This window comes from Shewanella sp. 553, from assembly GCF_059338375.1.
Genome location: NZ_CM181701.1, coordinates 2,552,409 through 2,578,323 on the forward strand (window position 1 = coordinate 2,552,409; position 25,915 = coordinate 2,578,323).

Annotated in this window: 17 protein-coding genes and 1 pseudogene; 3 read left to right on the plus strand and 15 right to left on the minus strand. The window is 49.6% G+C overall.

Translation table 11 applies throughout. The features are described from left to right. Positions 1-45: 45 nt before the first annotated feature. From AC5YBZ_RS11370 to AC5YBZ_RS11395, 6 genes are all read right to left on the minus strand, one after another. Positions 46-1,290, minus strand: coding sequence for an ABC transporter substrate-binding protein (locus AC5YBZ_RS11370; protein WP_494521368.1), 1,245 nt, complete (start codon positions 1,288-1,290; stop codon positions 46-48). Positions 1,291-1,476: 186 nt separating this feature from the next. Further along, positions 1,477-2,550, minus strand: coding sequence for a branched-chain amino acid ABC transporter permease (locus AC5YBZ_RS11375; RefSeq protein WP_494521367.1), 1,074 nt, complete (start codon positions 2,548-2,550; stop codon positions 1,477-1,479). A gap of 57 nt (positions 2,551-2,607) precedes the next feature. Continuing rightward, positions 2,608-3,501 (minus strand): branched-chain amino acid ABC transporter permease, encoded by an 894-nt coding sequence (locus tag AC5YBZ_RS11380; RefSeq protein WP_110458633.1) that lies wholly within the window; start codon positions 3,499-3,501, stop codon positions 2,608-2,610. Continuing rightward, positions 3,498-5,459 (minus strand): long-chain fatty acid--CoA ligase, encoded by a 1,962-nt coding sequence (locus AC5YBZ_RS11385; protein ID WP_494542921.1) that lies wholly within the window; start codon positions 5,457-5,459, stop codon positions 3,498-3,500. Before AC5YBZ_RS11385 ends, AC5YBZ_RS11380 begins: the two co-directional genes overlap by 4 nt. Beyond that, complete coding sequence (locus tag AC5YBZ_RS11390) at positions 5,459-6,256, minus strand: ABC transporter ATP-binding protein (RefSeq protein ID WP_494521365.1); 798 nt, start codon at positions 6,254-6,256, stop codon at positions 5,459-5,461. The genes AC5YBZ_RS11385 and AC5YBZ_RS11390 overlap by 1 nt, the downstream gene beginning before the upstream one ends. 155 nt (positions 6,257-6,411) lie before the next feature. Continuing rightward, positions 6,412-7,452 (minus strand): DcaP family trimeric outer membrane transporter, encoded by a 1,041-nt coding sequence (locus AC5YBZ_RS11395; RefSeq protein WP_494521364.1) that lies wholly within the window; start codon positions 7,450-7,452, stop codon positions 6,412-6,414. A gap of 352 nt (positions 7,453-7,804) precedes the next feature. Between AC5YBZ_RS11395 and AC5YBZ_RS11400 the strand changes: the two genes are divergently transcribed. Continuing rightward, positions 7,805-11,302: a sensor histidine kinase gene (locus AC5YBZ_RS11400; RefSeq protein ID WP_494521363.1), complete on the plus strand. Its 3,498-nt coding sequence runs from the start codon at positions 7,805-7,807 to the stop codon at positions 11,300-11,302. 117 nt (positions 11,303-11,419) lie between these two features. On the opposite strand, the pseudogene AC5YBZ_RS11405 reads toward AC5YBZ_RS11400, so the two are convergent. Further along, positions 11,420-12,080, minus strand: a pseudogene (locus AC5YBZ_RS11405) (response regulator transcription factor). A gap of 451 nt (positions 12,081-12,531) precedes the next feature. On the opposite strand from AC5YBZ_RS11405, the gene AC5YBZ_RS11410 reads away from it, so the two are divergent. Further along, positions 12,532-13,665 carry a patatin-like phospholipase family protein gene (locus tag AC5YBZ_RS11410; protein WP_494521361.1) on the plus strand — a complete coding sequence of 378 codons (1,134 nt, stop codon included), beginning with the start codon at positions 12,532-12,534 and terminating at the stop codon, positions 13,663-13,665. Here the strand turns inward: AC5YBZ_RS11410 and AC5YBZ_RS11415 are convergent. Together AC5YBZ_RS11415 and AC5YBZ_RS11420 are read right to left on the minus strand one after the other, a co-directional pair. After that, the gene (locus AC5YBZ_RS11415; RefSeq protein ID WP_494521360.1) at positions 13,662-14,474 is read right to left on the minus strand and encodes an SGNH/GDSL hydrolase family protein; all 813 of its coding nucleotides are present in this window, start codon (positions 14,472-14,474) and stop codon (positions 13,662-13,664) included. The two genes, AC5YBZ_RS11410 and AC5YBZ_RS11415, sit on opposite strands and share 4 nt — an antisense overlap. 79 nt (positions 14,475-14,553) lie before the next feature. Beyond that, on the minus strand, positions 14,554-16,503 hold the full coding sequence (locus AC5YBZ_RS11420; RefSeq protein WP_494521359.1) for a monovalent cation:proton antiporter family protein: 1,950 nt from the start codon (positions 16,501-16,503) through the stop codon (positions 14,554-14,556). Between the two features lie 290 nt (positions 16,504-16,793). On the opposite strand from AC5YBZ_RS11420, the gene dgcS reads away from it, so the two are divergent. Then, positions 16,794-17,672 carry a diguanylate cyclase DgcS gene (gene dgcS, locus AC5YBZ_RS11425; protein ID WP_494521358.1) on the plus strand — a complete coding sequence of 293 codons (879 nt, stop codon included), beginning with the start codon at positions 16,794-16,796 and terminating at the stop codon, positions 17,670-17,672. Between the two features lie 48 nt (positions 17,673-17,720). Here dgcS and tilS read toward each other — a convergent pair whose 3' ends face one another. The 6 genes from tilS to fabZ all read right to left on the minus strand — a co-directional run bounded on the left by tilS (position 17,721) and on the right by fabZ (position 25,894). Further along, positions 17,721-19,091: a tRNA lysidine(34) synthetase TilS gene (gene tilS / locus AC5YBZ_RS11430; protein WP_494521357.1), complete on the minus strand. Its 1,371-nt coding sequence runs from the start codon at positions 19,089-19,091 to the stop codon at positions 17,721-17,723. 1 nt (position 19,092) lies between these two features. Then, complete coding sequence (gene dnaE / locus AC5YBZ_RS11435; protein WP_494523717.1) at positions 19,093-22,566, minus strand: DNA polymerase III subunit alpha; 3,474 nt, start codon at positions 22,564-22,566, stop codon at positions 19,093-19,095. A gap of 119 nt (positions 22,567-22,685) precedes the next feature. Further along, entirely contained in the window at positions 22,686-23,306 is a 621-nt protein-coding gene (gene rnhB / locus AC5YBZ_RS11440; RefSeq protein ID WP_494523718.1) for a ribonuclease HII, read from the minus strand. Between the two features lies 1 nt (position 23,307). Beyond that, positions 23,308-24,456 carry a lipid-A-disaccharide synthase gene (gene lpxB, locus AC5YBZ_RS11445; RefSeq protein WP_494542922.1) on the minus strand — a complete coding sequence of 383 codons (1,149 nt, stop codon included), beginning with the start codon at positions 24,454-24,456 and terminating at the stop codon, positions 23,308-23,310. 212 nt (positions 24,457-24,668) lie between these two features. After that, entirely contained in the window at positions 24,669-25,436 is a 768-nt protein-coding gene (lpxA, locus tag AC5YBZ_RS11450) for an acyl-ACP--UDP-N-acetylglucosamine O-acyltransferase (RefSeq protein WP_494542923.1), read from the minus strand. Continuing rightward, positions 25,433-25,894 carry a 3-hydroxyacyl-ACP dehydratase FabZ gene (gene fabZ, locus AC5YBZ_RS11455; protein ID WP_494542924.1) on the minus strand — a complete coding sequence of 154 codons (462 nt, stop codon included), beginning with the start codon at positions 25,892-25,894 and terminating at the stop codon, positions 25,433-25,435. The genes lpxA and fabZ overlap by 4 nt, the downstream gene beginning before the upstream one ends. Between the last annotated feature and the right edge of the window lie 21 nt (positions 25,895-25,915).

The window sequence follows — 25,915 nt, forward strand, 5'->3', positions numbered from 1 at the left end:
GATGGCCTAGCAGGCTGTAATACCATGCTAGGCCGAAATGGGTAATTAATAACCTAACCAATCAACGCGGCGCTCAAGCGTGACTTGGTTGACCTTCTCAACCTTAATGTCTCCACCGTTATAGTTGCCTTTGTAGATGTTGACCTGATTAATGCCGCGGTGATCATCAGGTGTCCACGTCGCCGCTAAGCAGACGCCTTCAAGCCCTTTAGGCACCCAGTTTTGCTGCACATACATGCCTTTTTTAACGTTAGGCCCAGTAATCCCGCCATTGGCCTTAGCCCACTGCATCGACTCTTTCATAAAGTAGGTGGAGCAAACACCGCGAATATAGTGGTGTAGACGAGGTTCTTGACCGCTAGCATCGGACATTTTTGAGATCTCACGAACCAGCGCCATGCCCGGTACCTCATCGCCCCAAAACGGGGTCATGGTAGGGAAGATATAGTTTTTCACCCCTTCACCCGCCGCCTGAAATACCAACTTGTCGCCGCCCCAAATATTAGACATAAACTGAATATCGGTGCCGACCGTGTCGCACGACTTGATTAACGACTGCACCGAACCGCCTAAGTTGCCGATATAGCCATAATTGGTCCCCGAACTTTTAAGGCTTAAACATTGCGCTTTAAAGTCACCGGGTTTCATCGAGATCACCACCGGCGGCTGTACATCAAAGCCAAGCTCGGTGGCGTATTCGGCGCACGCCTCTTTAGGGGCGTTAGGGAACGGATGGTTGGCACCAATGTGGGTGAACTTTGGCTTGCCCTGCCCACCTTTTGCTTGCCAATCCTCTGCGGCCCACTGCACCAAGCCACGACATGCATCAGAATAAGACGCGCCATAGAAGAAGTTATACGGCGCAGGCTTTTTGGTATTGGGGTTTTTACCTTGCGGATCGGTGAGATGCCCCGAATAGGAAGCCGAGAAGATCGGCAGTTCATCTTTAGCGGCAAAAGAGATCAACGCTTCGGTATCGGCCGTGCCCCAGCCTTGCATCGCCACCATATTTTCACGCGACAACCACTTTTTATAGGAGGCGATAGCCTGCGGCACCTTGTAAGCATAATCTATGGTTTCATATTCCAGCGTGGTGCCGTCGATACCGCCATTGGCATTGATATACGCCAGCGCATCACGCACGCCATCGGCGTAAGGCTTGCCCACAAACGCTGTGGGGCCTGACATATCAGCAAGATGGCCAACAAATACCGAATCTTCGGCTTGCACGCCCGCACTGACTAAGGTCATTCCTGCCAATGTTGAGCCAAGTAATAGTGTCTTATACATAATAATTTCCCTTCAAAAATGGTCCATCAGGTTGAACGCTGCCGCCCCCAAGTGGGTTAGGCTAAGCCCGTTCTCATGTCAAACTGCGTGCTTCTTTAAAGGCTAAGAAGAGTATCTTGTTAACGCTGCTCGCCAGCACCGTTAACGGCTGTGTCCGCTCTCGGGACACAGGTAAAACCGTCACTACTAGTAAGCAAATGGATAGCACTTCCAGTAGTTTTTAATTTGGCCCCAGCGATGGGCTAGACCTTGCGGTTCAAAAATCAAAAACAAGATGATCACCAAGCCAATGGCCATCTCTTTGATATAGGCAAGGCCGTCGGTCACCATAGGGATGTCACCCCACGGGGTGTAATTCATTAACCCCACCATGCTCTCGAGCACTTCGGGCAGTAACACCATAAACACCACCCCCATTAAGGTGCCTTTTACCGACCCTAGCCCGCCGATGATCACCATGGCCAGAAACTGAATCGACATAAAAATGGTAAAGCCTTCCGCCGACACATAACCCAAATAGTGGCCATATAGCGCGCCACCAATGCCGGCATAAAAAGAGGAGATCCCAAAAGACAACAGACGATATTTATTTAATTTAACGCCCATGATCTCGGCAGAAAGATAATGGTCGCGCACCGCCACAAAGGCGCGACCATCACGGCTTCGCATCAAGTTACAGCCCCAGATGTACATAAACACTAAGGCGAACAGCGCGATAAAGTAGAAGCTCAAGTCGGTATCAAATTCGAAACCAAACAGGTTAACTGGCGCAGCCATCGCCCCCGACGCACCGCCAGAAAACCATTCGGCGCGGCCAAAGAAGTCCTGAATAATGAACTGCGCTGCCAAGGTGGCGATAGCCAAGTACAAGCCCTTAATGCGCGCTGCCGGCATACCAAACATCATGCCAACCGCCATGGTTAAGAAACCCGCCAAGGGGATACAAAACACCACAGGAATATTGAAACTGGTATTGAGCCAAGCCGAGGCAAACGCACCAAAGCCAAAAAAGGCGCCGTGACCTAAGGAGATCTGTCCGGTAAAGCCCACCAGAATATTGAGCCCCAGGGCCGCAATACCAAGATAGGAGATTTGAATAAACAGGGTTAAAAAGTAACCGTCGAGCACCAACGGTGCCGCACACGCCAGAGCGATCACCATGATGGTTACTAATCGAATGGTACTGGTTTCGAAAATGGTGTTATCCGCCTTATAACTGGTGCGGAAATCACCACAGGGGCGCATCGCCAAACTAGACATAACAAACTCCTTGGGCCAATAGGTCAATCTCAAATAGTTGATTCATAATGCTATCCTCTAGATCCGCTCAATATCACGGGTGCCAAATAGGCCGTAAGGTTTAAACCACAAGATGATAAGCAACACATAAAAAGGCGCGATGTCGTACATGTTACCAATATGCAGATATTGGCTGTCGAAGAACTCGGCCACGTTTTCCAGCACGCCAATCACCACGCCGCCGACAATGGCACCGACAATGGAGTCTAGCCCGCCCAAGATCACCGCTGGAAACACCTTAATGCCGATAGAGGAGAGTGAGTCTGATACCCCGTTAACCATGCCAATCACCACACCTGCGGTGGCCGATACGGTGGCGGCAATGCCCCAGCTCATGGCAAAGACCTGCTTAACCGAAATGCCTAGGCTTTGTGCAACCTGCTGATCAAACGCGGTGGCGCGCATGGCTAACCCATGCTTAGAATATTTAAAGAACAGAAAGAAGCTCACCATGATCAGCAGCGCAATCACAGTACTCATCAAGTAGGCAAATTCGATATTGAGGCCAAAGATGGCCACCGACTGGGTATCAAACACCTGCGGATAGCTCTGGGGCGACACCCCAAAAATCCATTTAGTTAACGACTGGAAAAAAATCGACAGGCCGATAGTCACCATGATCACCGAAATTATCGGTTCGCCAATCATGGGGCGCAGCACTATCATCTGCAGTAACACGCCAAACGCGGCCATAAAACAGAGGGTTAATATAAAGCCTAAGAAAAAAGGTAACTGGAAGTAGGTTAAAAATGCCCAGCAGACCCACGCGCCCACCAGTAAAAACTCACCTTGGGCAAAGTTGACGATTTGGGTCGACTTATACACCAACACAAAACACATGCCGACAACCCCATACAACAGGCCGACTATCAGGCCGTTAATGATCAGTTGTAATAACAGTTCGAAATTCATGATGCTCTCCTTTGCGTGACATTGGCATCGGTAGCCGTAGGGCCATCGACCACGGTGGCGACCTTAAGTTGGGTTTTAATCCGCGACTGAGTGCCATCTTGGAAGGTGATCACTGTGTCGATATCCACATGGGGCTCATCGTTATAAATCGAGTCGATAATGTCGCCATACTTGTCGGCGATCACCCCACGGCGCACCTTACGGGTACGGGTGAGCTCACCGTCATCGGCATCGAGTTCTTTATATAACAAAATGAATTTATTGATTTTTTGTGCATCTGGCAGGGTTTCATTGACCCGCTGCACTTCAAGGCTGAGCTGCTCATACACCTCAGGCAAACTCGACAGGTTGGTGTAGTTGGTAAACGCCAAGCCTTGCTGCTCGGTCCACTTGGCGACAATACTGAAACGAATGCACAATATCGCCGACAAATAGGGTTTATCTTTGCCCAAAATCACCGCCTCACCGATAAAGGAGGAGAACTTGAGTTTGTTTTCGATATATTGTGGTGAGTACTGAATACCGTTACTGGTTTTAGCCAGATCTTTAATGCGGTCAATCACCACCAAATGACCCGATGGCTTGAAGTAACCAGCATCGCCGGTGTGCATCCAACCATCTTTGACATCTTCCAGATAAGCTTCATCGTCGCCTAAATACCCGTTAAACATGCCAACGGTTTTGGCGATAACCTCACCCACCCCTTCACTGTCGGTGTTGATCACTTTGAGTTCGGCGGTATCAAAGGCGACCCCAACGCTGTCGTAATCCACATCATCTTGCTGATGAATAGTGTAAGCGCCACACATCTCGGTTTGCCCATAGAGCTGACGCAGCGGAACGCCGATGCTTTGAAAAAACTTAAAGGTGTCTGGCCCCATCGCGGCGCCGCCGGTGGCTGCCGATTTTAAAAACGAGAACCCTAAACGATCACGCAGCGCCTTCATCAACAACCAATCGGCAAGCTGAGAACGTTTGCCCTGCGTCAGCCGTTGTTCGGCGCGCGCCATGGCAAAGTTAAACAGCTTTTGCTTAAAGGGGGTGGAGTCCATCATGCGCGCTTTGACATCGGCAAGAATGCCTTCCCACACACGGGGAGCGAGCAGCACAAAGCTAGGACCTATCTCGCGCAGATCCGCCATCATGGTCTCTTGCTCTTCCACAAAATTGACGATTTGCCGGGCAATTAATGCCTGCCCCACAGCATATACCTGCTCCATGATCCACGGCAGCGGCAAAACCGACACATAGTTATCACCCGGTGCCCTAGGATCGGCACGTAAATAGGAGCAGCAATGGTCGATAAATTTACTGCCTTGCAGCAACACAATTTTCGGCTTAGAGGTGGTGCCCGATGTGGTGCAATAGATGGCGATGTTGTCGGCCTTTCCGGCATCGACTAAGTTGTCATAATAGCGCGGTGAGGTGTTATCCACCTGCTGACCAATGCGGTAAATCTCTTCCACACTGATCAGGCGTGGGTCGTCATATTTACGCATGCCTCTTGGGTCGCAATAGACAATGTATTTTACCGACGGGATCTGGTCGCCCAGCTCGAGTAACTTATCGCACTGCTCTTCATCTTCAGCCACCACCACTTGGGCATTACTGCGATTAAGCAGATAAGCCACCTCTTCATGCATCGAGTCTTGGTAAATACCCAGCGAGTAACAACATAAGGCGTGGGCGGCCACCTCGCCCCACACCCACTCGGGGCGGTTTTCACCCAGTAGGGCAATGGTGGTGTTGGCTGTAATGCCTAAATGGTTAAATGCGAGCGCCATCCACTTGACGCGATTGTGATAATCTTGCCAGCTAAACTCGCTCCAAATGCCAAACTCTTTTTCACGCATGGCGATGTCGGCGCCCCAGTTAGCGGCGTTATGGCGCAAGATCTTGGGAAAGGTATCCATGCTTCCCATATCAAAGGATTGCGCTGCTTGATTTGACCTACTCATTAGACGACCTCTTTTAATTGCTCATTGTCTTCAAGCCCTAAATAAGCCTGCCTTACGTGCTCGTCGGCCATCACCTCATCCGGGAGACCACAAATAAGCCGCTTACCAAAATCGAGCACCATCACTTCGTGGGAGATATCCATCACCACGCCCATATCGTGCTCAATCATCACCACAGTGATGTCAAATTCTTCATTTAAGTCGAGGATATAACGCGCCATATCCTCTTTCTCTTCCAGGTTCATGCCTGCCATCGGCTCGTCAAGCAAAATCAGCTTGGGATTGAGTGCAATAGCGCGCGCCAATTCAACCCGTTTGCGCAGCCCGTATGACAAGGTGCCTGCGACAGATTTACGCACATGAGAGATGTCGAGAAAGTCGATGATCTCCTCGACGTGGCGACGATGACTCAGCTCCTCTTTTTGTGCCGGCGATGCCCAGTACAGCGGGCCCGTCAGCCAGTTATTTTTCATCAGGTGATGACGCCCAACCATGATGTTGTCGAGCACCGACATATGGCCAAACAGCGCCAAGTTTTGGAAGGTGCGCCCAATGCCAAGGTCGGCGCGATCGTTAGGGCGCATGTGGGTCACATCTTGGCCGTCAAAATGAATCGAGCCCTGCTGCGGGCGATAACGGCCTGAAATGCTGTTAAGCATCGAGGTCTTGCCCGCACCATTTGGACCAATGATGGAGAAAACGGCGCCGCGATTGACCTCAAAACTGACATCGGTCAGCGCCTTAACGCCACCAAATGCCAGTGAAATCTGCTCGACTTTTAAAATGGTCTCTGTCACACCCATACTCCTTTTAAAAAAACGCTTATCTCGCCTTGAGCGCAGCGCGGTTTATCTCAACCCGCTAGCTCACTTAACTGGTAGCGCTGTATTGTGGTGTCAAAACTGATGTCAAAAAGGCGAGGGGCACATTGCCGCCTCGCCAAGTGGTGGGTCTAGAGGGCGTAGCGCATAGACAGTTGCACGTAGTCTGAATCGACGTTTTGCTCATCCATGGCAAAATTGCCCACCTCAACACCTATGGCTAGTGCTGGCGTGAGATTTTGGAACAAATTAACGCTCCATTGGCTGCGCTCAATATTGGTTTCATCGGTTTCTAGGTAGCCATAAAGCACGGTACTTCTGAGGGTATCGGTCCAGTAATGACGGTAGGCCGCTAAATACGAGGTGGTGCTTTCTACCTCTTCGCCCACTAAGTCTTGCACGGCGCCCACGCCCACATAACGCCCCACATCACCTAGGTGCACCTGAAAGCGAAAATCATCTTTGCCAAAGGTGTTAACCACGCCGGCGATAGAGCCACCAAAGGCGGTCTCACTGTTACCCGTTGTGGTATTAAGGTTGCGGCCTAGAGCCGAAAACGACACATTACCCCAGTCGCCTTTAAGGTTGTAACGCGCGACCACATCGGGCAAGTCGTCATTAGCCGTATCGCCGCCGACACTCTCTGGATTTTCTATCGACACCTGGAAATTGCCCATGTCGTAACGCACCTGCCCCTGACGCACAAACGCTAAACCAATGGTGGCACCGGCAAAGTCGGCCGTTTCAGGTATGGCACTGGTGTTCATAAAGGTGGTCCAGGTTTGCCCAGCCGTCAGCCCTTTGTATTTTATAAAGGCGTGGCGCAGGCGTGGATTAGCCGAATTCGATACCACCTCGCTACCGCCACCACCATAAAAATCCATCTCAATAAAGCCCATCACATCGCCATGGACATACTTGGTGTTAAAGCGTGATTCGTTAGCAAAAATCTTAAATTGATTCGCACTTTCTGCGAGCGGCTGACCCGCTCCTATCCAAAAGTCGCGGTAGGCAACGTCACCAGACACGTAACGCGCATCGGCTTTTAGGTAACCGCCAAATGACAACTTGCCCTCGTCGCCGACCTCAAAGTCAAATGCAGCAGCGGCAGAACCCGCCACGAGGCAGAGTGAAGTAGCAAGCGTGATGTTTTTTATGGTTGAAGTGAGCATCGTTTTTCCCCTGTTTAGTCTGCCTCCAAGATGGACATATAACCTTGAAGGCTCAATTGGGAATAGGTATTAATGCACAGGGCTTAGATCCCTTGGCTTACACCATGGGACTTAGTCACCAAGGCGTAATCAGCAAGCATTAACCAATAAGGGGTAACCCATAAGTCGTAAGACAAAAGTGTGTGTCATCTCAACTGCCCTCAAGTGGGCAAACTAAGCAAGCCCTTAAGACTTAAGTCGGTAGCCTATATGTGATGCAGATCGCACAAAATGTGATAAGTTAATTTACATAACAATCACAGCAGTGGGCTGCCTAGCCACAACACTGCGCCGCAATAGGTTTAGCGCTACCATGTTTCCTAATTGGCTCTTAGTGACCATCAGCATCAGCTATATCGGTTTGCTGTTTTTGATGGCATTTATCGGTGACAAATACCGCGATAAGCTGTTTAAACAGCAACATAAGATTATCTATTCACTGTCTCTTGGGGTGTACTGCACCTCGTGGGGCTTTCTGGGGACTGCAGGGCAAGCGGCGAACAACTCGTTTGCTTACTTACCTGTGTATATTGCGCCTATTTTACTGTTTATTTTCGCTTGGCCCTTTATTCAGCGGGTGATACGGGTCTGTTTGCGGCTCAATATCACCTCGATTGCCGACCTGCTCGCGTCCCGCTTTGGTAAATCGCCGCTATTGGCAGTAGTGGTGACCTTAGTCGCCCTGTTCGGCACCCTGCCCTATATAGCCTTGCAGCAAAAAGCGATTGTTAACTCCTATGAAATTTTGCGCCAAGACCACCTCTTATCATCGTGGCAGTTGGGTCTGGTGGTGAGTTTAATCTTGGCCGGTTTTACCATTATCTTTGGCGTGCGCGCCATCGATGTCACTGAGCGCCACCCAGGTATGATGCTGGCGATTGCCTTTGAATCTCTGGTCAAGCTTATCGCTTATCTCACCATCGGGATTTTTGTCTCCTTTTTTCTCTTTGAGTCGCCCCTAGAGATATGGCGTCAGGCCAGCGCGCTCTCCCCTATCACCACCGAGTTTGCCTACCCCAATATTATTTCGATGTTTGGCTTACTGTTTATCGTGATGTCAGCGTTTTTGTGTCTGCCGCGCCAGTTTCAGGTGTTGATTGTGGAGCTAAAAGAGCAAAAACACGCGCTATGGAGCCGCTGGACGTTTCCGCTGTATGTGTTGGTCTTTGCTTTTTTTGCCACCCCGCTGGGACAGGCAGGCAATATTCTCTATGGCGATTCGTTGCAAAGTGATGCTTATGTATTGTTTTTACCCACGGTTAACGGCGATCTTTGGTTAGGCTTGTTTAGCTTTCTTGGGGCGATTTCGGCGGCCAGCTCTATGGTGATCATCTCGACCATCGCCCTGAGTACCATGCTCAGTAACGAGGTGGTGTTTCCCACCCTATTTAAGATCAATAATATCCACAGCAACGACTTTCATAAATTTCGCTCACACCTGCTCAATATACGTAAAGCACTGGTATTAGTGGTGATATTTATGAGCTATGGCATGTTCCTTATCGCCCCCCCCGACACCCTATCCTCACTTGGAGAAGTGGCTTTTGGCGCTATCGCGCAAATTGGTCCGGCGTTCTTTGCCGCATTTTTATGGCGCCGCGTGACCCTGATTGGCGTGTTGGTGGGGATAAGTGCAGGCTTCAGCTTGTGGTTGACACTGAACTTACTGCCACAGCTTGGCTTGTATCCACATCCCTTTGCTGGCAGCGACTACTCCATGACGACCATGGCGACCTTAGTGGGCTTGTTTGTCAATATCATGACTATCTGGTTGGTGTCTTCCTTTACCCGTCAAAGCGTGCATGAGCAGATGCAAATCGGCCACTTTATCGAGCGACCAGAGCTGGATAAATTACAGCAAGAGGTGCCCAAAAACGTTAATCCGACCGAGCTTGAACTCTTAGTGGCGCGCTTTGTGGGCAAAGATAAGGCCGCCCAAGGCTTTTACCATTTTTTTGCATGTCAGCCCCAACCTATTGTCGATAAAAACGCCCATAATCAGGCGCTGATTTTCTATACCGAAAACATGCTTGCCAGCGTAATGGGGTCAGCGTCGGCGCGCTTAGTGCTCTCTTATGCCCTCAATGGCCGCGATATTGCCATTGAAGATGTGGCCCAGTTGGTGGAAGTCGCCTCCAGCCATCGGATGGAGTTTAGCCGTTCGGTACTCCATAGCGCGATTGAAAATGCCAGTGAAGGGATTTCGGTGATCGACAGAGATCTCAAGTTAGTGGCCTGGAACCAACACTATTTGAACCTGTTTAACTATCCGGACGACCTGATCTACATAGGTTGCCCGGTGAGCCAACTTATCGAATATAACCTCAGCGTGGGCAAACGCTACATTGCCAATCTCGATGAGCAGGTAGAGCGGCGGTTGGATTTTTTACGTCAAGGCAGTCATCACAGCACAGAGCGCCAGCAGCCCGATGGTAAGACCATTCGCATTCAGGGCAATCCGATCCCCGATGGTGGTTTTGTGATGATTTTTTCCGATATCACTATCTATCGCGAAGCGGAAAAACTGCTCAAAGAGAAAAACCTCGATCTAGAGGCCCGAGTCTCTGAGCGCACCAAAAAGATGGAGCAAGCCAACGCCCAGCTGGCCCAGTCCAACGCCGAGCTGGCTCAGGCGCTGCAAAAAGTGGAGCAGGCTCACCAGAAAAAAAGCCAATATCTCAAGGCGTGCAGCCATGATCTCCTGCAGCCCCTGTCGGCGGCCAGATTATTTTCCTCCGCCTTTGTGCAAAATGGTCAGCTCAGTGCCAAACAAAAACAGCAGATAGGCTATATCGACAATGCCCTGCAGGTGGCTAACGAACTGCTACTGGATCTTAATGAGGTATCACGTATTGAAAGTGGCACGGTAGTGCCCGAAATTACCGCCTTCGCCCTGCAAGAGGTGCTGGACTCGCTTAAAGAAGAGTTTAGCGCCATGGCGGCGGCATCTAAGGTTAAGTTCAAGTTGATTAACACCTCGGTGTGGATCCGCAGTGATAAAGTGTTGCTCAGACGCATCTTACAAAACCTGGTCAGCAATGCGTTTCGCTACGCGGGGAATGGTAAAATAGTACTGGGTTGTCGCAGGCAAGCAACTGGCGTATTAGTGCAAGTGGTCGACGATGGCCCAGGGATCCCAGCCGACAAACAGGCGATGATCTTTGAGCAGTTCACCCGCCTGCAGCATTCGGGGCATGATGGCGTTAACGGTTTAGGGTTAGGCTTAAACATTGCACAAGGATTAGCCGGGTTACTGCAACATCAGCTGACCTTATCGTCCGAGGTGGGCAGCGGCAGCATCTTCAGTTTGGCGGTGCAAACGGTCACGGCTCAGCCCTGTACAACAATTGCCACTCAGGCAGATATTTTGACTCTCAATGGGGTGCACGTCTTGGTGGTCGATAACGATCCTAACGTACTCAATGGCATGACAGAGTTGCTGGCAGGCTGGCGCTGCCAAGTCTACGGGGCATCGACGCCAGAGCGAGCCAAAGCGCTGTTTAAGCAATATGCTGCCAATATCGATATTGTATTGATGGACTATCAACTCGATGATAACCAAAATGGTTTGGATTTAATGAGTCAGCTACAAGCCCTGTCACCCCATCCGGTGCCAGCAGTGCTGATCACCGCCACCATAGATGAAAGCGTGGTATTGCAGGCCAAAGCCTTAGGTTATGGGTATCTACGCAAAATCATTAAACCCATCGCACTGCGGGCGGTGATGAGCGCCACACTGGCGAGTAGCCTACACAATAACTACTCGGCGCCCACATCGGCTAATTATGCCGCCGGCGAACGAGAACCTTAATAACGAGTTGTCATCGCAACTAGGCATGGCTAGCGGCTTAATCGAGTAATAGAGAGTGGCTATCGATGAGGTGGAGTCTGCTTAATCATATTAACGTTAGCCATGTAAACTTAGTCGTTAGGCCTGCTCAGGCTGCGGCGTCTTATCCAGATATAACTGACTCATGGCAATCACGGCCTGAGTGCGAGTATGGACGCCTAATTTTAGGAAAATCGCACTGGCGTGGGCCTTGATGGTCGCTTCAGATAAACCCAGCTCGTAGGCAATTTGCTTATTGAGTAAGGCCATCGGCAAACATCATTAAAATGCGGTGTTGCCGCGGCGATAAACTGGCAATTTTACTGCTCATACTGTCTAAGGTGACCGAGGCTAAGTCGCCACAACCCTGAGGGATCCATTGCTGCCCCGCCAGCACAGCCTTGATGGCTTTAACCATCTCATCGACCGCCGTCGACTTAGGGATAAAGCCTGCCGCGCCAAAGGAGATGCTCTTGCCTACGGTTAGCTTATCTTCTTGGCCAGAGATCACTAATACACCAATCTGTGGGTAACTATTACGGATATTGACTAAGGTATTAAAACCATGAGCATTAGGAATATTAAGGTCTAATAACAGCAGGTCGGCATCGTCATGAGCCATTAACAGCGCTTCGAGTTGACCCACGCTTTCGGCCTCTAACAAGGTTATGTTGTCGAACTGACTGGTTAGGATATTGACTAATGCTTGTCTAAACAGTGGATGGTCATCAGCTATTATTATTTTTAGTGGCTGTAACATGGTTAATCCCTCAAATGTAGATTTTTCCAGTCTACCGCAACCTCCGATATTATCAAATCTGCCCAGTTGGCAACAAAGTAGACGCCACTTCAAACTTAACATATTAATTACAATAAGATAGGCTTATATCTCTTGCTGAAACACATTTTCAGGCTTGGGTAAATATAGACTTATTAACTAGACGATATCGGCAGCACTTTATGTTAGGGTCGCGCTTTGCTGCCAAGCCCTAAAATACGCTAGCGCTGATGATAGGAAGCAAACATCACAGCAGCCATTACCTGATAAAAAGATGCCATGTCACTTGAACATCAACAGCCGCTCACATATTCTAAATTAATAACAACTTGATGACATAGCGCATATTTGACCAACACGCAAAACCAATAACAATTAAAAATAAGTGTTTATTTTTAATAAGATAGTAGCTTAACGATAGTAAGGGATGAACTTGCCGGACACAACAGCGTTAGTCTTGGGGGGTGGGGGTGCAAGAGCCGCTTATCAGATAGGGGTGCTCAAGGCGATTGTGCAATTTTATCCTCGTAATCATGGCATCCCTTTTAAGATCATTTGTGGCACCTCTGCGGGGGCGATCAATGGTACTTCTATAGCGACTCACGCCTCCTGTTTTCATCTTGGGGTTCGTAAGCTCGAGTGGATTTGGCGCCATTTTAATACCCATATGGTCTACCGCTCCTCCTTTGGTGGCGTATTTTCACACCTGGCTAAAATGGCATTAATGGGATTACAAGATGAGCGGATCAATCCCGAACCTGGCAGCCTATTTGACAATGAACCGCTGCGTGGTCTACTCAATGAAGTAATCAACTTTGCTCGCATCGACAGAAATATTGCCAATGGCGCCCTGCACGCCTTAAGTATTGACACCTCATGCTATAACTCGGCACGTTCAGTGACCTTTTTTCAAGCCAGTCGCCAAATTGAAGAGTGGAATCGAGCCCGCCGTGGCGGTCAACGGACACAGTTAAATACCGAACATTTACTGGCGAGCGCGGCGATCCCTTTGGTGTTTCCCTCGGTCAAGCTCAACCGAGGTTATTATGGTGATGGCTCAGTGCATCAACTGGCTCCACTGAGCAGCCCGATTCATTTAGGGGCCCAAAAAATTATGGTGATTAATTTAGAGAGCCCACATAAACAGCTACATCAGGAGATGGAACATCATCCTAAGACGGCGACCATTGCGGGTCACCTATTAGATACTATCTTCTCTGACACGCTCAACAGTGACTTAGAACGATTACAGCGTATTAACAGTACCTTGAGTTTGATCCCAGAAGCGGCGCGCCAACAAGTTTCGCTTAAACCTATCGATACCTTAGTGATTAAACCCAGCGAAGACTTAAGCCAAATTGCGGCGCAGTACTATCATAAGATGCCGCTGGCGGTGCGCACATTACTGCGCCTTATCGGCATTAATCAGCAATCGGACTCGAGTATCGCCTCCTATCTGCTGTTTGAGCAGCCCTATTGTGGCGCATTAATTAATTTGGGCTATCAAGATGCCATGTGTCAGATTGATGAGATTAAAGCGTTTTTTAATATCGACTCATCATACTAATTCACCCTGCCGTCAATACCAGGCTGCGATAGCATTTGCTGCACAGCAACGTCAGCCCACAGGCGATAGCTCGACTCACTGGGGTGAAATCCATCAGCTGCCAGCGAATCATGACTCAAAGGAAGTTGCAGTGATAGCAGGTAGCAACGGCTCTTTGAGGCGAGCAATTGTTGTAAACGCCGATTAAATTCATCGCTTCGTTGTCCTACAAACCAGCGCAGTGGCTGTGGGAATGCCAAAAATGCCCCTAACGGCGGCACGGGTGTAAGTAGTAACTGCGCCTCTGGCGAGTGTTGCCTGAGCTCATGCAGTAAACATTCTGTACTGCTAAGCCATTTCGTCACCCTTAACGGGCTAAGCACGTCATTAACACCTAGAGACAGCAACACCACATCATATTGCCCTTGGCGTAAACTGGCTTGCCAAGACTCACTGCTGAGCTTAGCCAATGTTTTGTTTGTGGTTAAGCCACTGCGAGCAAGCAAGGTCCAACGCACGACATAATGTTCGCTTAACCGTTTGGTCAAATAGCCGCTTAGTGCCTGTTGCTGCAAATCCACCCCCACTCCCGCCGCAGCTGAGTCGCCTAAAATAAGGATATTAATGCTCTTTATCAACGACGTATCGGCAGTTCCACAAGCCTCCTTAGCCAATGCAAAATCCAACATATTGTGACTCGACTCAATCAAGCCTTCACGTGGCCCCTTAGCTTCTGGTAATTTAGGCGTTACCCGCTTAACCCATAAGGCCTGTAGCACTAACATTGGTGTAAGCAAAGGCAGTAATAGGGTCGCTAACCACGATTGCATCCGCTCCTCCTTTTTGTGCTGACTCATCATATGTCACTTACTGCTATCATGCTGCGCCTCAATAACACGCCTTAATCACTCACCCTTGCAATAAAAAATGTTCCGCTTTCTCGACACGCCTAGGTTTACCCAGCAAAATTAAAATATCACCGGGCCTGATAAGCCAGGTCAGATCGGGGCTTTCCACTTCAGCGCCGGCTCGCCTGACAGCGCGTAACTCTACCCGTAACTCTTGCCATGGGATATCGGCTAAGGTTTGGCCCACCACTTGCGCCCCCTTGGGCAGTGCTACCGCATGCAGTAACTCTAAGGTAAAGTCAGTCTCCTCTCCTGAAAAAAAACCGTGCAGATATTGATAATGGTTACGACGTTCATATTCGAGCCGTTTTAAGATGCGCGTCAGTGGCACACCACACTGATACAGCACCTGCGATACCAACATTAAACTGCCCTCGAGCGACTCGGGGATCACCTGGCTTGCACCCGCTTGTTCGAGCGCTTCCATGCCCTCATCATCGCGTGTTCTGACTAAAATGTTGGCATCGGGTGCCAACTGGCGACACAAAGGCAATACCTCATCTAACACCCGCGCACTGCTAAAAGTAATCACGATTAACTTGGCTTGCCGTATTTGCGCTTGTTTTAAAATAGCCCGTTTAGCCACATCACCAAAGTACACCGGCTCTCCGGCGCGGCGGGCTTCGGTCACTCGAGTGGGATCAAGGTCGAGTACAAGATAAGGCACCGCTTCGGTTTTCATAAAGCGAGCAATGGTCTGCCCGACTCTGCCATAGCCTAAAATCAACACCAGATCTTTACTGTGCTCCATTGGCGGTATGCCTTGCCCCTCTAACTCACTCTTAAATCTACTGCCCTGTAAGCGCCGTGCAATATCGACGCTGTGCTTAACCAGCCATGGCGCTATCGCCATTGACAGCACCGCCACCATTACCAGCTTAGTACTGACGGTGATCTCCAATAACTGGTAATTGACCGCCAGTGCCAGCACCACAAAACTAAACTCCCCCACCTGAGCTAAACTGATCGCACTGGCCACCGAGGTACGAAACGATTCTTTAGCGGCGCGAAGTAAGCCATACACAATCAATGCCTTAGCCACTATCACCGCTACCACCAGCAAGAGTACCTGCCACCAAAAATCGACCACCAAACCAAAATCGAGCAGCATACCGATTGAGATAAAAAACAGCCCCATTAACAAGTCCCGAAAGGGGCGAATATCGGCCTCTAACTGGCGCTTATATTGGCTTTCCCCAAGTAACATCCCCGCCATAAACGCCCCTAAAGCCATGGATAACCCCAGCCATTGAGTCACTGCGCCAGTCACCAAGGCCACCACTAGGGTTGATAATACAAACAACTCATTGGATCGCGAGCGAGCCACCTCATCAAACAACTTAGGCAGAGCCCACTTACCAAAGGCCATTAACGCGATGAAGGCGAATACCCCCTCTACCATAGCAAGACCGATACTTTGCCAACTTAACGGCTCACCGTCTGAGGCCAGTAAGGGCATTAAAATCAGCAGAGGGACTACGGCAAGATCTTGAAACAGCAACACACTAACCGACAGTTCACCGTGGCGACGACGCAGCCACCCCTGTTCGTTGAGCAGCTTAAGAACTATGGCGGTGGAAGATAAAGCGATGGCCGCGCCGACAATAATCGACTCATTAATGCTCAGCCCCATCATTAAGCTGATACACATACTAAGCAAAACAGTGACAAAGACTTGCGCACTACCTAGGCCAAATACAGTGCGGCGCATGGCCCACAGGCGTGGTAAAGAAAATTCTAATCCTAGCGAGAACATCAACAGTACTACACCAAGCTCGGCCACCGAATGTATTTGCTGCTGGCTAAACCAATTGAATACCGATGGACCACTGAGGGCCCCAGTAACTAAATAAGCTAAAATAGCCGGCAAGCCCAAACGGCGAAACATCGCAATGGCGACGATCGCTATCATCAGCATCAATAAAATTTTAATCAGAAAGCTATGTTCCATTTAGGCTCCAAATCAGCCATTCCTCCCTACCAACATGACAATGCCCTGACGCATTCTGCTCGATGCTCGACCGAACATAGATGAGGTCACATTTGAAATGTTGACACACGCAACACCTTACCTTGTCAGGGTTTATTGAGCTTGTCAAAATCCTGACGCCCGATTTACTACCTTTATGTAACCGAGGTAACTGAATGACAAATATAGAGAAATAATCAATTAAAAATGTAGGCACGATAATTGCTTTATTTTTAGCATATCTCTAGTCCAATTTTTTGTGGAGTTAATGCATGGACTTTGCCTTAGCTAGCGAGTTTTCACCCGGCGAATATCGTTACCAGCCGGCATATCGTCAAGCCAGTATGGACTCACCCAATATGGTGACCATAGTGCAACAGCTACACCAGCATTTAGACCCGGCATCTGTATTTAGCTGTTACGGCAAAGTGGTCGGCCAATATTTGCCTGTCAACGGCATAAAGCTGCACTTTAAAGAGTATCAGCTAAGCTGGGGCAGTGAGCAAGGTTTGCAAATAAAACAACACCTGCCCATTGAAGGCAGCAGTGCTGTTATTGAATATCGCCTCAATGCGCCGATGCTAAATTCGCAAACCGAATTACTTTATCAACTGCAGGCATTATTAGCGCGTCCGCTATTTAACGCAGCGCAGTATGAGCAGGTGGCTAAACAGGCGATGTACGATGCATTAACTCAACTGGGTAATCGTCGTTATTACATCGAAAGCCTCAAGCAATCGCTAGCCAGAGCCACTCGTCACGACGAACCTTTATCATTAATCTTATTAGATTTAGATCATTTTAAGACGCTTAACGATAGATACGGACACCACATTGGCGATGAGACGCTCATTACATTCGGGCAAACCATTAATCAGGCAATCCGTAGCAGCGACCAGGCTTTTCGTATCGGTGGCGATGAGTTTACTATATTAGTGCAAGGCAACGCACAAGCGGCAAGCCTCATTTGTCAGCGCATATTGACCATGATGCAGCATAATAATCAGCAACATAATAGAGAGATTTATACCAGCTTAGGTGTCGCCGAGTGGCAAGCTATGGATAACGCCGAAAACCTCTACCTGCGCGCAGATAAAGCCTTATATGATGCCAAGGTCGCTGGTCGTCGCTGTTATAGGATCGCAGAATAACATGAGATATTTGAAGCTAAGTCAACTATCTCTAACTAACTACAAAGCTTAAACAACGCACTCAAAAACCACCCCCACGTCATCGGCCATCGCGATATCTCGCTTTTCTATCCAGTAGCCCACCGCGGCAACGAGATTGTCATCAAAATAGATAAGCGGCACTTGATCGCGCATCCACGGCGGTACGGCTAACTCCTGCCACAGTTTTTTTAACTCACGTCCCTTATCTCGAAAATGGGGATGACAACGCAGCGCACCTGGCGCACCAAAGCGTACGCTCACCCGCTCATCTGCCATAGGAAGGCGCAAGCGATCGCCGTGACAACAGCGCTTAGCCTGCAATGAGATGGTGTCCGTTATCGGCCAATGTTGTAATGGCGCATCGCTAACGCAAATATTAATTGGCGCTAACTTTGTATGAGGTTGATATCTATCGATATAGAGCTGATGACGAAAGCGGCGTAACACCATAGCGTTAAGCCTGATTTCGACCTTAGCATCTTCTTTAGCGTCAATGAGTTGCACCAGAACCTGTTTAAGCTGCGCTGCAGATGGCATGGCAAACCCGAGAGAGTCGATAAAACCCCTTAATAACTGCGCGCGCCACGGCGCTGATTGCTGGGCTAACAAACGTAAATCTAATACAGGCCTGCTTGAGTTAGCGGTATCTTGCAACATGACGGGTAAGCGAGAGGCTACCTCGTCATCAATCAAGGCTTGCTGCTCGGCGCACAGCTGCGCGCTGCGAGCACTGGTGGCGGCAATGGCCGGCCAGCGCGCACGCAAAGCGGGGATCACCTCAAGACGCAGGAAGTTTCTGTCAAAACGATTATCTAAATTGCTCTCATCTTCGATATGTTCAATGGCGTGAGTGGCCGCAAATTGCTCGACCTGTTGCCGGCTAATATCGAGCAAGGGACGTAGCAACCACTTATCTTGATGAAATGCTTGTATTGCGCCCATGGCGGCCAGTCCCTTGGGACCCAAACCGCGCTTTAACGCCAATAATAAGGTCTCTAGCTGATCGTCTTGATGATGCGCCGTCAATAGCAGATCGCCTGCAGTTAACTCTTGGGCTAAGGCGTGGTATCTGGCGTCGCGCGCCGCGGCTTCTAGGCTTACCCTAGGCCCAGTGTTCACCGCAACTTGCTTAACCTTAATGGGTAGGTCGTATGCTAAGGCGCGCCCTTGGCAATGGGTTGCCCAGCACCCGGCATTGTCACTTAACCCATGATGCACATGTACCAACAGATAACGATACTCGGGATACTGCTTGGCAAACTGGGCCAAACCAAAAGCCAAAACTTCAGAATCGACGCCGCCACTGTAGGCCAGCACCAGTTGAGTGCCAGGCGGTGGCGTTAACTGCGCGATTAATGCCGCAATTTGCTCTGCGGGCTGCCAAGCGGTGGCGTTCATATTAAAATAGGATCCTGACTTTATCGGAGCCCGTCAAGGTCTCCAGTGACAACATCAGCTCATCGGTTGGGTTAACCCGCCATTCATCGCCCAGCTTAAATTGGGCTTTGGCTTGTGGCTGCGCATAATTAATCACCACCGGCACCGCGCCCGCTTTCCACGGCATTAATGCCTGATGAAACCGGTTGAGCCAGTTGCTGTCGACTTCGCTTGCATCGACATCCACCTCTACCGCCTGGGCAAAATGGCTCCGCGCCTCGCCCATATCGATAATGTTACGTGCCGTCATGCGGTTGCCACCTGAAAAGTCATCAAAACTGACTTCGCCTTCGACAATTAAGATGCGATCTTTTTCAAGCAGGTGGCCAAATTTATCAAAGGCTTCGGTAAATAGCATCACCTCTAGGCGCGCACTCTTATCGTCTAAGGTGACTAAGCCCATCTTAGAGCCGCGTTTGGTCATCATCACTCGGGTGGCGACCACCAAGCCAGCGGCCTTAGTGGTTTTACCGCGCTCGGTCGGATGCACGTCTTTTAAGCGCCCCGAAGTGTAGTGTTTCAACTCTTTAAGATATTGATTAATCGGATGACCTGTAAGGTACAAGCCCAAGGTATCGCGCTCCCCTTCGAGCCAGACTTTATCGGGCCACGGGGTGCATTCGACAAATTGCTGTTTGCTGTCTTCGGGCTCGCTATTGAGTAAGCCAAACATATCGTGCTGGCCAATCGCTTCGGCTTTCGCATGTTGGTCGGCGGCGCGAATGGCCTCTGGCAAGGTGGCCATCATTGACGCGCGGTGCGGCCCTAAAGTGTCGAGGGCGCCAGCACAGATAAGTTTTTCGATAACCCGTTTATTGAGCTTTTTCAGATCAATTCGCGCACAAAAGTCGAATAGGTCGATAAAGGGGCCATCTTCACGCGCCTTGAGAATCGAGTCGACAGGACCTTCACCCACCCCTTTAATGGCACCAATGCCGTAGACGATGTTCATATCGTCATCCACGGTAAAACGAAACAGCCCTTTATTCACATCCGGTGGCAACAGTGGCAAGCCCATGCGTTCACACTCATCAACCAGGGTGACGATCTTGTCGGTGTTATCCATATCGGCCGACATCACCGCGGCCATAAATTGCGATGGGAAATGGGTCTTAAGCCACAAGGTTTGGTACGACACCAAGGCATAAGCGGCCGAGTGAGATTTGTTAAAACCGTAACCGGCAAACTTTTCCACCAAGTCGAAAATCTTCATCGATAGCTCGCCATCGATGCCGTTATTGACTGCGCCCTCTTTAAAGATACTTCGCTGCTTGGCCATCTCCTCAGGTTTTTTCTTACCCATAGCACGACGCAACATATCCGCGCCGCCCAAGGTATAACCAGATAAGACCTGGGCTATCTGCATCACCTGTTCTTGATACAAAATAATGCCGTAAGTGGGCTCAAGCAGGGTTTTTAAAGACTCATGCTGATATTGAGAGTCGGGATAGGAAACCTCTTCTCGACCGTGCTTACGCTCAATAAAGTTATCTACCATGCCTGACTGTAGCGGTCCGGGACGAAACAGCGCCACCAAGGCGATCATATCTTCAAAGCAATCGGGTTGCAGACGCTTAATCAAGTCTTTCATACCGCGAGATTCCAGCTGGAATACTGCCGTAGTTTCATAACGCTGCAACAGCCTAAATGAGGCCGGATCATCTAGCGGTATCGCTTCGATTCTAATGGGCTCTTTGCCGGCTTTTTCTAGACGCGGATTGATCATCTGCAGCGCCCAGTCGATGATGGTTAAGGTTCGCAGCCCCAAGAAGTCGAACTTAACTAATCCAGCGGTTTCGACATCATTTTTATCAAATTGGGTAACCGGATTTTGCCCTTCAGAGTCGCAGTACAGTGGCGCGAAGTCGGTGATCACCGTTGGCGCGATCACCACGCCACCTGCGTGCTTACCCGCGTTACGCGTCACCCCTTCTAAGATGCGGCACATGTCGATGAGATCTTTAACCTCTTCATCGGCGTTATAAGCTTCAGGAAGCGCAGGTTCCGCCTCAAAGGCTTTAGCCAACGTCATGCCAGGCTCGGCAGGGATCATCTTTGAAATACGGTCGACAAAACCATAAGGGTGACCCAGCACGCGGCCCACATCGCGCACCACGGCTTTGGCAGCCATGGTACCAAAAGTGATGATTTGCGATACCGCATCTCGGCCATACAGCTCGGCCACGTGATCGATCACCTCATCGCGGCGGTCCATACAAAAGTCGACGTCGAAATCGGGCATAGATACCCGTTCTGGGTTCAAGAAACGTTCGAACAGCAGGTCAAATTCTAATGGGTCAAGGTCGGTGATCTTCAGCGCATACGCCACCAACGAGCCCGCTCCTGAACCACGCCCCGGGCCAATCGGAATACCGTTGTCTTTACCCCACTGAATAAACTCCATCACGATAAGGAAGTAGCCGGGGAAACCCATGTTGTTAATCACGGTCAGCTCAACATCGAGACGCTCATCATATTCGGGGCGGCGCTCGGCTCGAACCTTAGGGTCGGGAAACAAAAATTCGAGACGCTCTTCAAGCCCTTTTTTAGACACGGCAACGAGAAAATCTTCGATGGACAGATCGCCAGTGGGAAAATTAGGCAAAAAGTATTCGCCAAGGCGCACAGTGACATTACAGCGCTTGGCGATCTCCACCGAGTTTGCCAACGCTTCAGGAATATCGGCAAACAGCTCACACATCTCATCTTGTGAGCGGAAATACTGCTCTTTGCTGTAAGTTTTAGGGCGGCGCGGATCGGCGAGTGTATAGCCATCAGAAATCGCCACACGGATCTCATGGGCCTCAAACTGCTCGGGTTGAATAAATACCACTTGGTTAGTCGCGACCACGGGCAAGTCTTTTTCTGCCGCCAGTTCGACCGCCATGTGCAAATAGCGCTCTTCGTCGGGGCGACCCGTTCGGATAAGCTCTAGGTAATAGCGCTCAGGAAAATGGGTCTGATAAAATGCCACCAAGGAGTCAACTTGGCCTTTGTTGCCTTTAAGCAACGCCTTACCGACGTCGCCATCTTTGGCGCCCGAAAGTAAAATTAACCCTTCGCTGTATTTAATCAGCCACTCTTGATCGATCACCGCGCGGTCGCGTACATGGCCACGTAGATAGGCATCGCTTATCAATAAGGTGAGGTTTTTATAACCTTGATTGTTGATGGCCAATACCGTAATCGAGCAAAACTCGTCGTCAAAGCCTGGCACCAACATCGAAAAGTCAGTGCCAATAATTGGCTTAATCCCCGCCCCATGGCAGCCGCTGTAAAACTTAACCAAACCACATAAATTGGTTTTATCGGTCAGGGCAAGCGCCGCCATTTCAAGCTCAGTCGCCTTAGCTAGAATGGGCTTCACTTTCGAGAGGCCGTCGGACATGGAAAAATCACTGTGAACGCGCAGATGCACGAAACGAGGTTCTGACATAGTTGATAGTATCTTTTTAGTTGGGCGGCAAGCGCCCATTGAGATTAACAGACTGAGATTAACACATAGCGAAACACAGCGTCACCCTTTCAACTCGGCTTTGCCTGTGCTGATAAGGATTAATCGTCCCGCGATAAACGTGCCTGTACGGGGCGAAAACTCTTACGGTGTTCGGCTAATACGCCATGTTGTTCTAGCGCCTCAAAATGCGCTTTTGTCGGGTAGCCCTTATGCTTAGCAAAACCAAATTGCGGGTACCTGGCATCGAGCGCGTCCATCTCTTGATCTCGCACCACTTTGGCAATGATCGATGCGGCGCTGATGCCAGCGATCAGGCCATCGCCTTTGATCACCGCATGGCTTTCAATACCAAAGTCAGGCACACGATTACCATCGACCAGTATCCGCGCGGGGCGAGCCTTAAGACCGGCCACCGCGCGCTGCATTGCCAGCATAGTGGCGTGCAGAATATTAAGCTCATCTATCTCAGCAGGACTGGCACGCCCCACACTGACATCGAGGGCTTTTTGGTTAATCTCGGCAAACAAGGCTAAGCGTTTTTTTTCTGACAATTTTTTCGAGTCATTCAGCCCAGCGATAGGATTATTAGGGTCGAGCACCACGGCTGCGGTCACGACATCACCAACTAAAGGTCCGCGCCCCACCTCGTCGACACCGGCGTAAAACCCTTGGCACAATAGGCTGATTTGCGCTTGAGTGATATCTTTAAAGGTCGCCATATTACGCCTCCTCAATTAACGCGACCACCGCATCGGCGGCCCGCTGACTGGCATTACATTTGAGTTGTTGATGCAAGGTGGCAAAACGTTTCATTAACGGGCGATGATCGCTATCGAGTTGTTGCGCTACCGCATCGGCGATCTTCTGCGCGGTGCAGTCGGCTTGGATCAACTCAGGAATAATTTTCTCACCAGCCAATAGATTAGGCAGTGAGTAACTGTCTATCTGCATCATACTTTTGGCAATGCTATAGGTGATCGGACTGACGCGATACGCCACCACCATCGGCCGTTTAACCAACATGGCTTCTAACGTCGCCGTGCCTGACGCCAGTAAAATGGCATCAGCAGCCGCCATCACCACCCGCGACTGACCTTCAACCATATGAATCGCCAAATCGGGAGCAAATTGTTCAAGCGCTGCCTCAAATTGGGCGCGGCGTTTGGCATTAACCAGCGGCGTGATGAACTTAAGATCGGGATAACGTTGTCGTAGCAGCAATGCCGCTTTCACAAAAGGCTCTGCCAACTGCTTTAGTTCGCCACCGCGTGAGCCCGGCAATAAGGCTAAGTATTCATCTTCGGCATCTAACCCCAGCTGAGCTCGGGCTGCTGCTTTATCATTCTCCATAGGGATGTCGTCGGCTAAGGTATGACCGACGAAAGTGCACGGCACCTGATGTTTATCATAAAACGCCTTTTCAAACGGCAACAACGACAGCACCATGTTGGTTGCTTTGGCAATTTTAAAGATGCGCTTAGGCCGCCATGCCCACACAGATGGGCTGACATAATGCACGGTTTTAATGCCACGCTGCTTAAGCTTTAACTCGAGGCCGATATTGAAATCGGGCGCATCGATACCGATAAAACAATCGGGTGACAAGGCGGAGATTTCATCGATGAGGGTTTTACGCACCTTAAGCAACCGAGGCAGACGCGACAAGACCTCCACTATCCCCATCACCGCTAACTCTTCAAATGAGAACAGCGACTCAAAACCCAATTCGTCCATCTGTGGACCACCAATGCCGACAAAACGCGCGTCAGGATAACGCTGCTTTAGGGCACGGATTAAACCTGCGCCTAAGATGTCCCCAGACAGTTCGCCTGCGACCATGGCAAATATTTTTTGTCTACGTTCAGTCATAACCCGATTCTTATCCGTTGTTTCCGACTTACGATTAATCACATTAACTCAATGACTTTTCATTGATGTCTGCAATGGGTCGATACCACTTACACCAGAGTAACAGTCTATTTTAGCCATCAAGCTCGAGCTGATAATTAATGCGCTTGGTTTAATTTCACTCATAAAAAAAAGCCCGTCTAAACGAGCTTTTGATTTCCAAGACCAGTGGCTTAACGAATAATGCCTCGACTGGAATTGGCAATGAAATCAGTAAATAGCTTCACTTGCTCATCTTGGGAGTCTTCACTCAAAGCGGCAATGGCTTCATCAACCGTCAACCCTTTGCGATACACTGTTTTATAAGCTCGGCGCACCGCAAGTTGGCTCTCTTTAGAGAAGCCACGACGCTTGAGCCCTTCGGCGTTAAGACCACGCGGTATCGCAGGCTGGCCTGAGGCCATCACAAACGGAGGCACATCTTGCAAAATAAGAGAGCTACCTGCGGTAAAAGCATGCGCGCCTATATGCACAAACTGATGCACGCCAGTCATACCACCTAAAATGGCCCAATCACCGACATGAACATGACCTGCAATCGAAGCATTGTTAGCCATGATCACATTATTGCCAACCACACAGTCGTGGGCAATATGCACGTAGGCCATAAACAGGTTGTTAGAACCAATAACGGTTTCGCCCTTGTCTTGAATCGTGCCGCGATGAATGGTCACCGATTCACGGATCACATTATTATCGCCAATAATTAAGCGCGTGGGTTCGCCCGCGTACTTTTTATCTTGGCAGTCTTCACCCACAGAGGCGAACTGGAAAATGCGATTGCCTTTGCCCATCACTGTCGGGCCTTTGACCACAACATGAGAACTCAGGTGGCAATCGTCACCAATTTCAACATCGGCACCAATATAGGTCCATGGACCTATGGTGACATTATTACCAATTTTGGCATCGGGATGTACAAACGCTAAATCATCAATCACTGACTAATCTCTCTACGGGCACACATAATCTCGGCAGAACAGACTAGTTCGCCATCGACCTTTGCTTCACCAGTAAACACCCCAATCCCGCGGCGTTCTTTAATCATTTTCACTTCAAAATGCAGCTGATCGCCTGGCTCAACCACACGCTTAAAACGTGCTTTGTCGATACCCGCGAAATAGTAGAGTGCATCATTTGATGGTTCGTCACTCATGGTCTTAAATGCCAATAAACCCGTGGCTTGTGCCATCGCTTCGAGGATTAATACCCCCGGCATCACGGGTTGAACGGGGAAATGGCCTTGAAAAAATGGCTCATTAATAGTGACATTTTTGATCGCATGGAGTGATTCGCCTGGGGTAAAGTCGAGGACTCTATCGATCAATAAAAACGGATACCTATGGGGCAAAAACTTTAGGATCTCTTTGATATCCATTGTGTTTAATTGATTTGACACTCAATAATTTCCTTAGCTGCC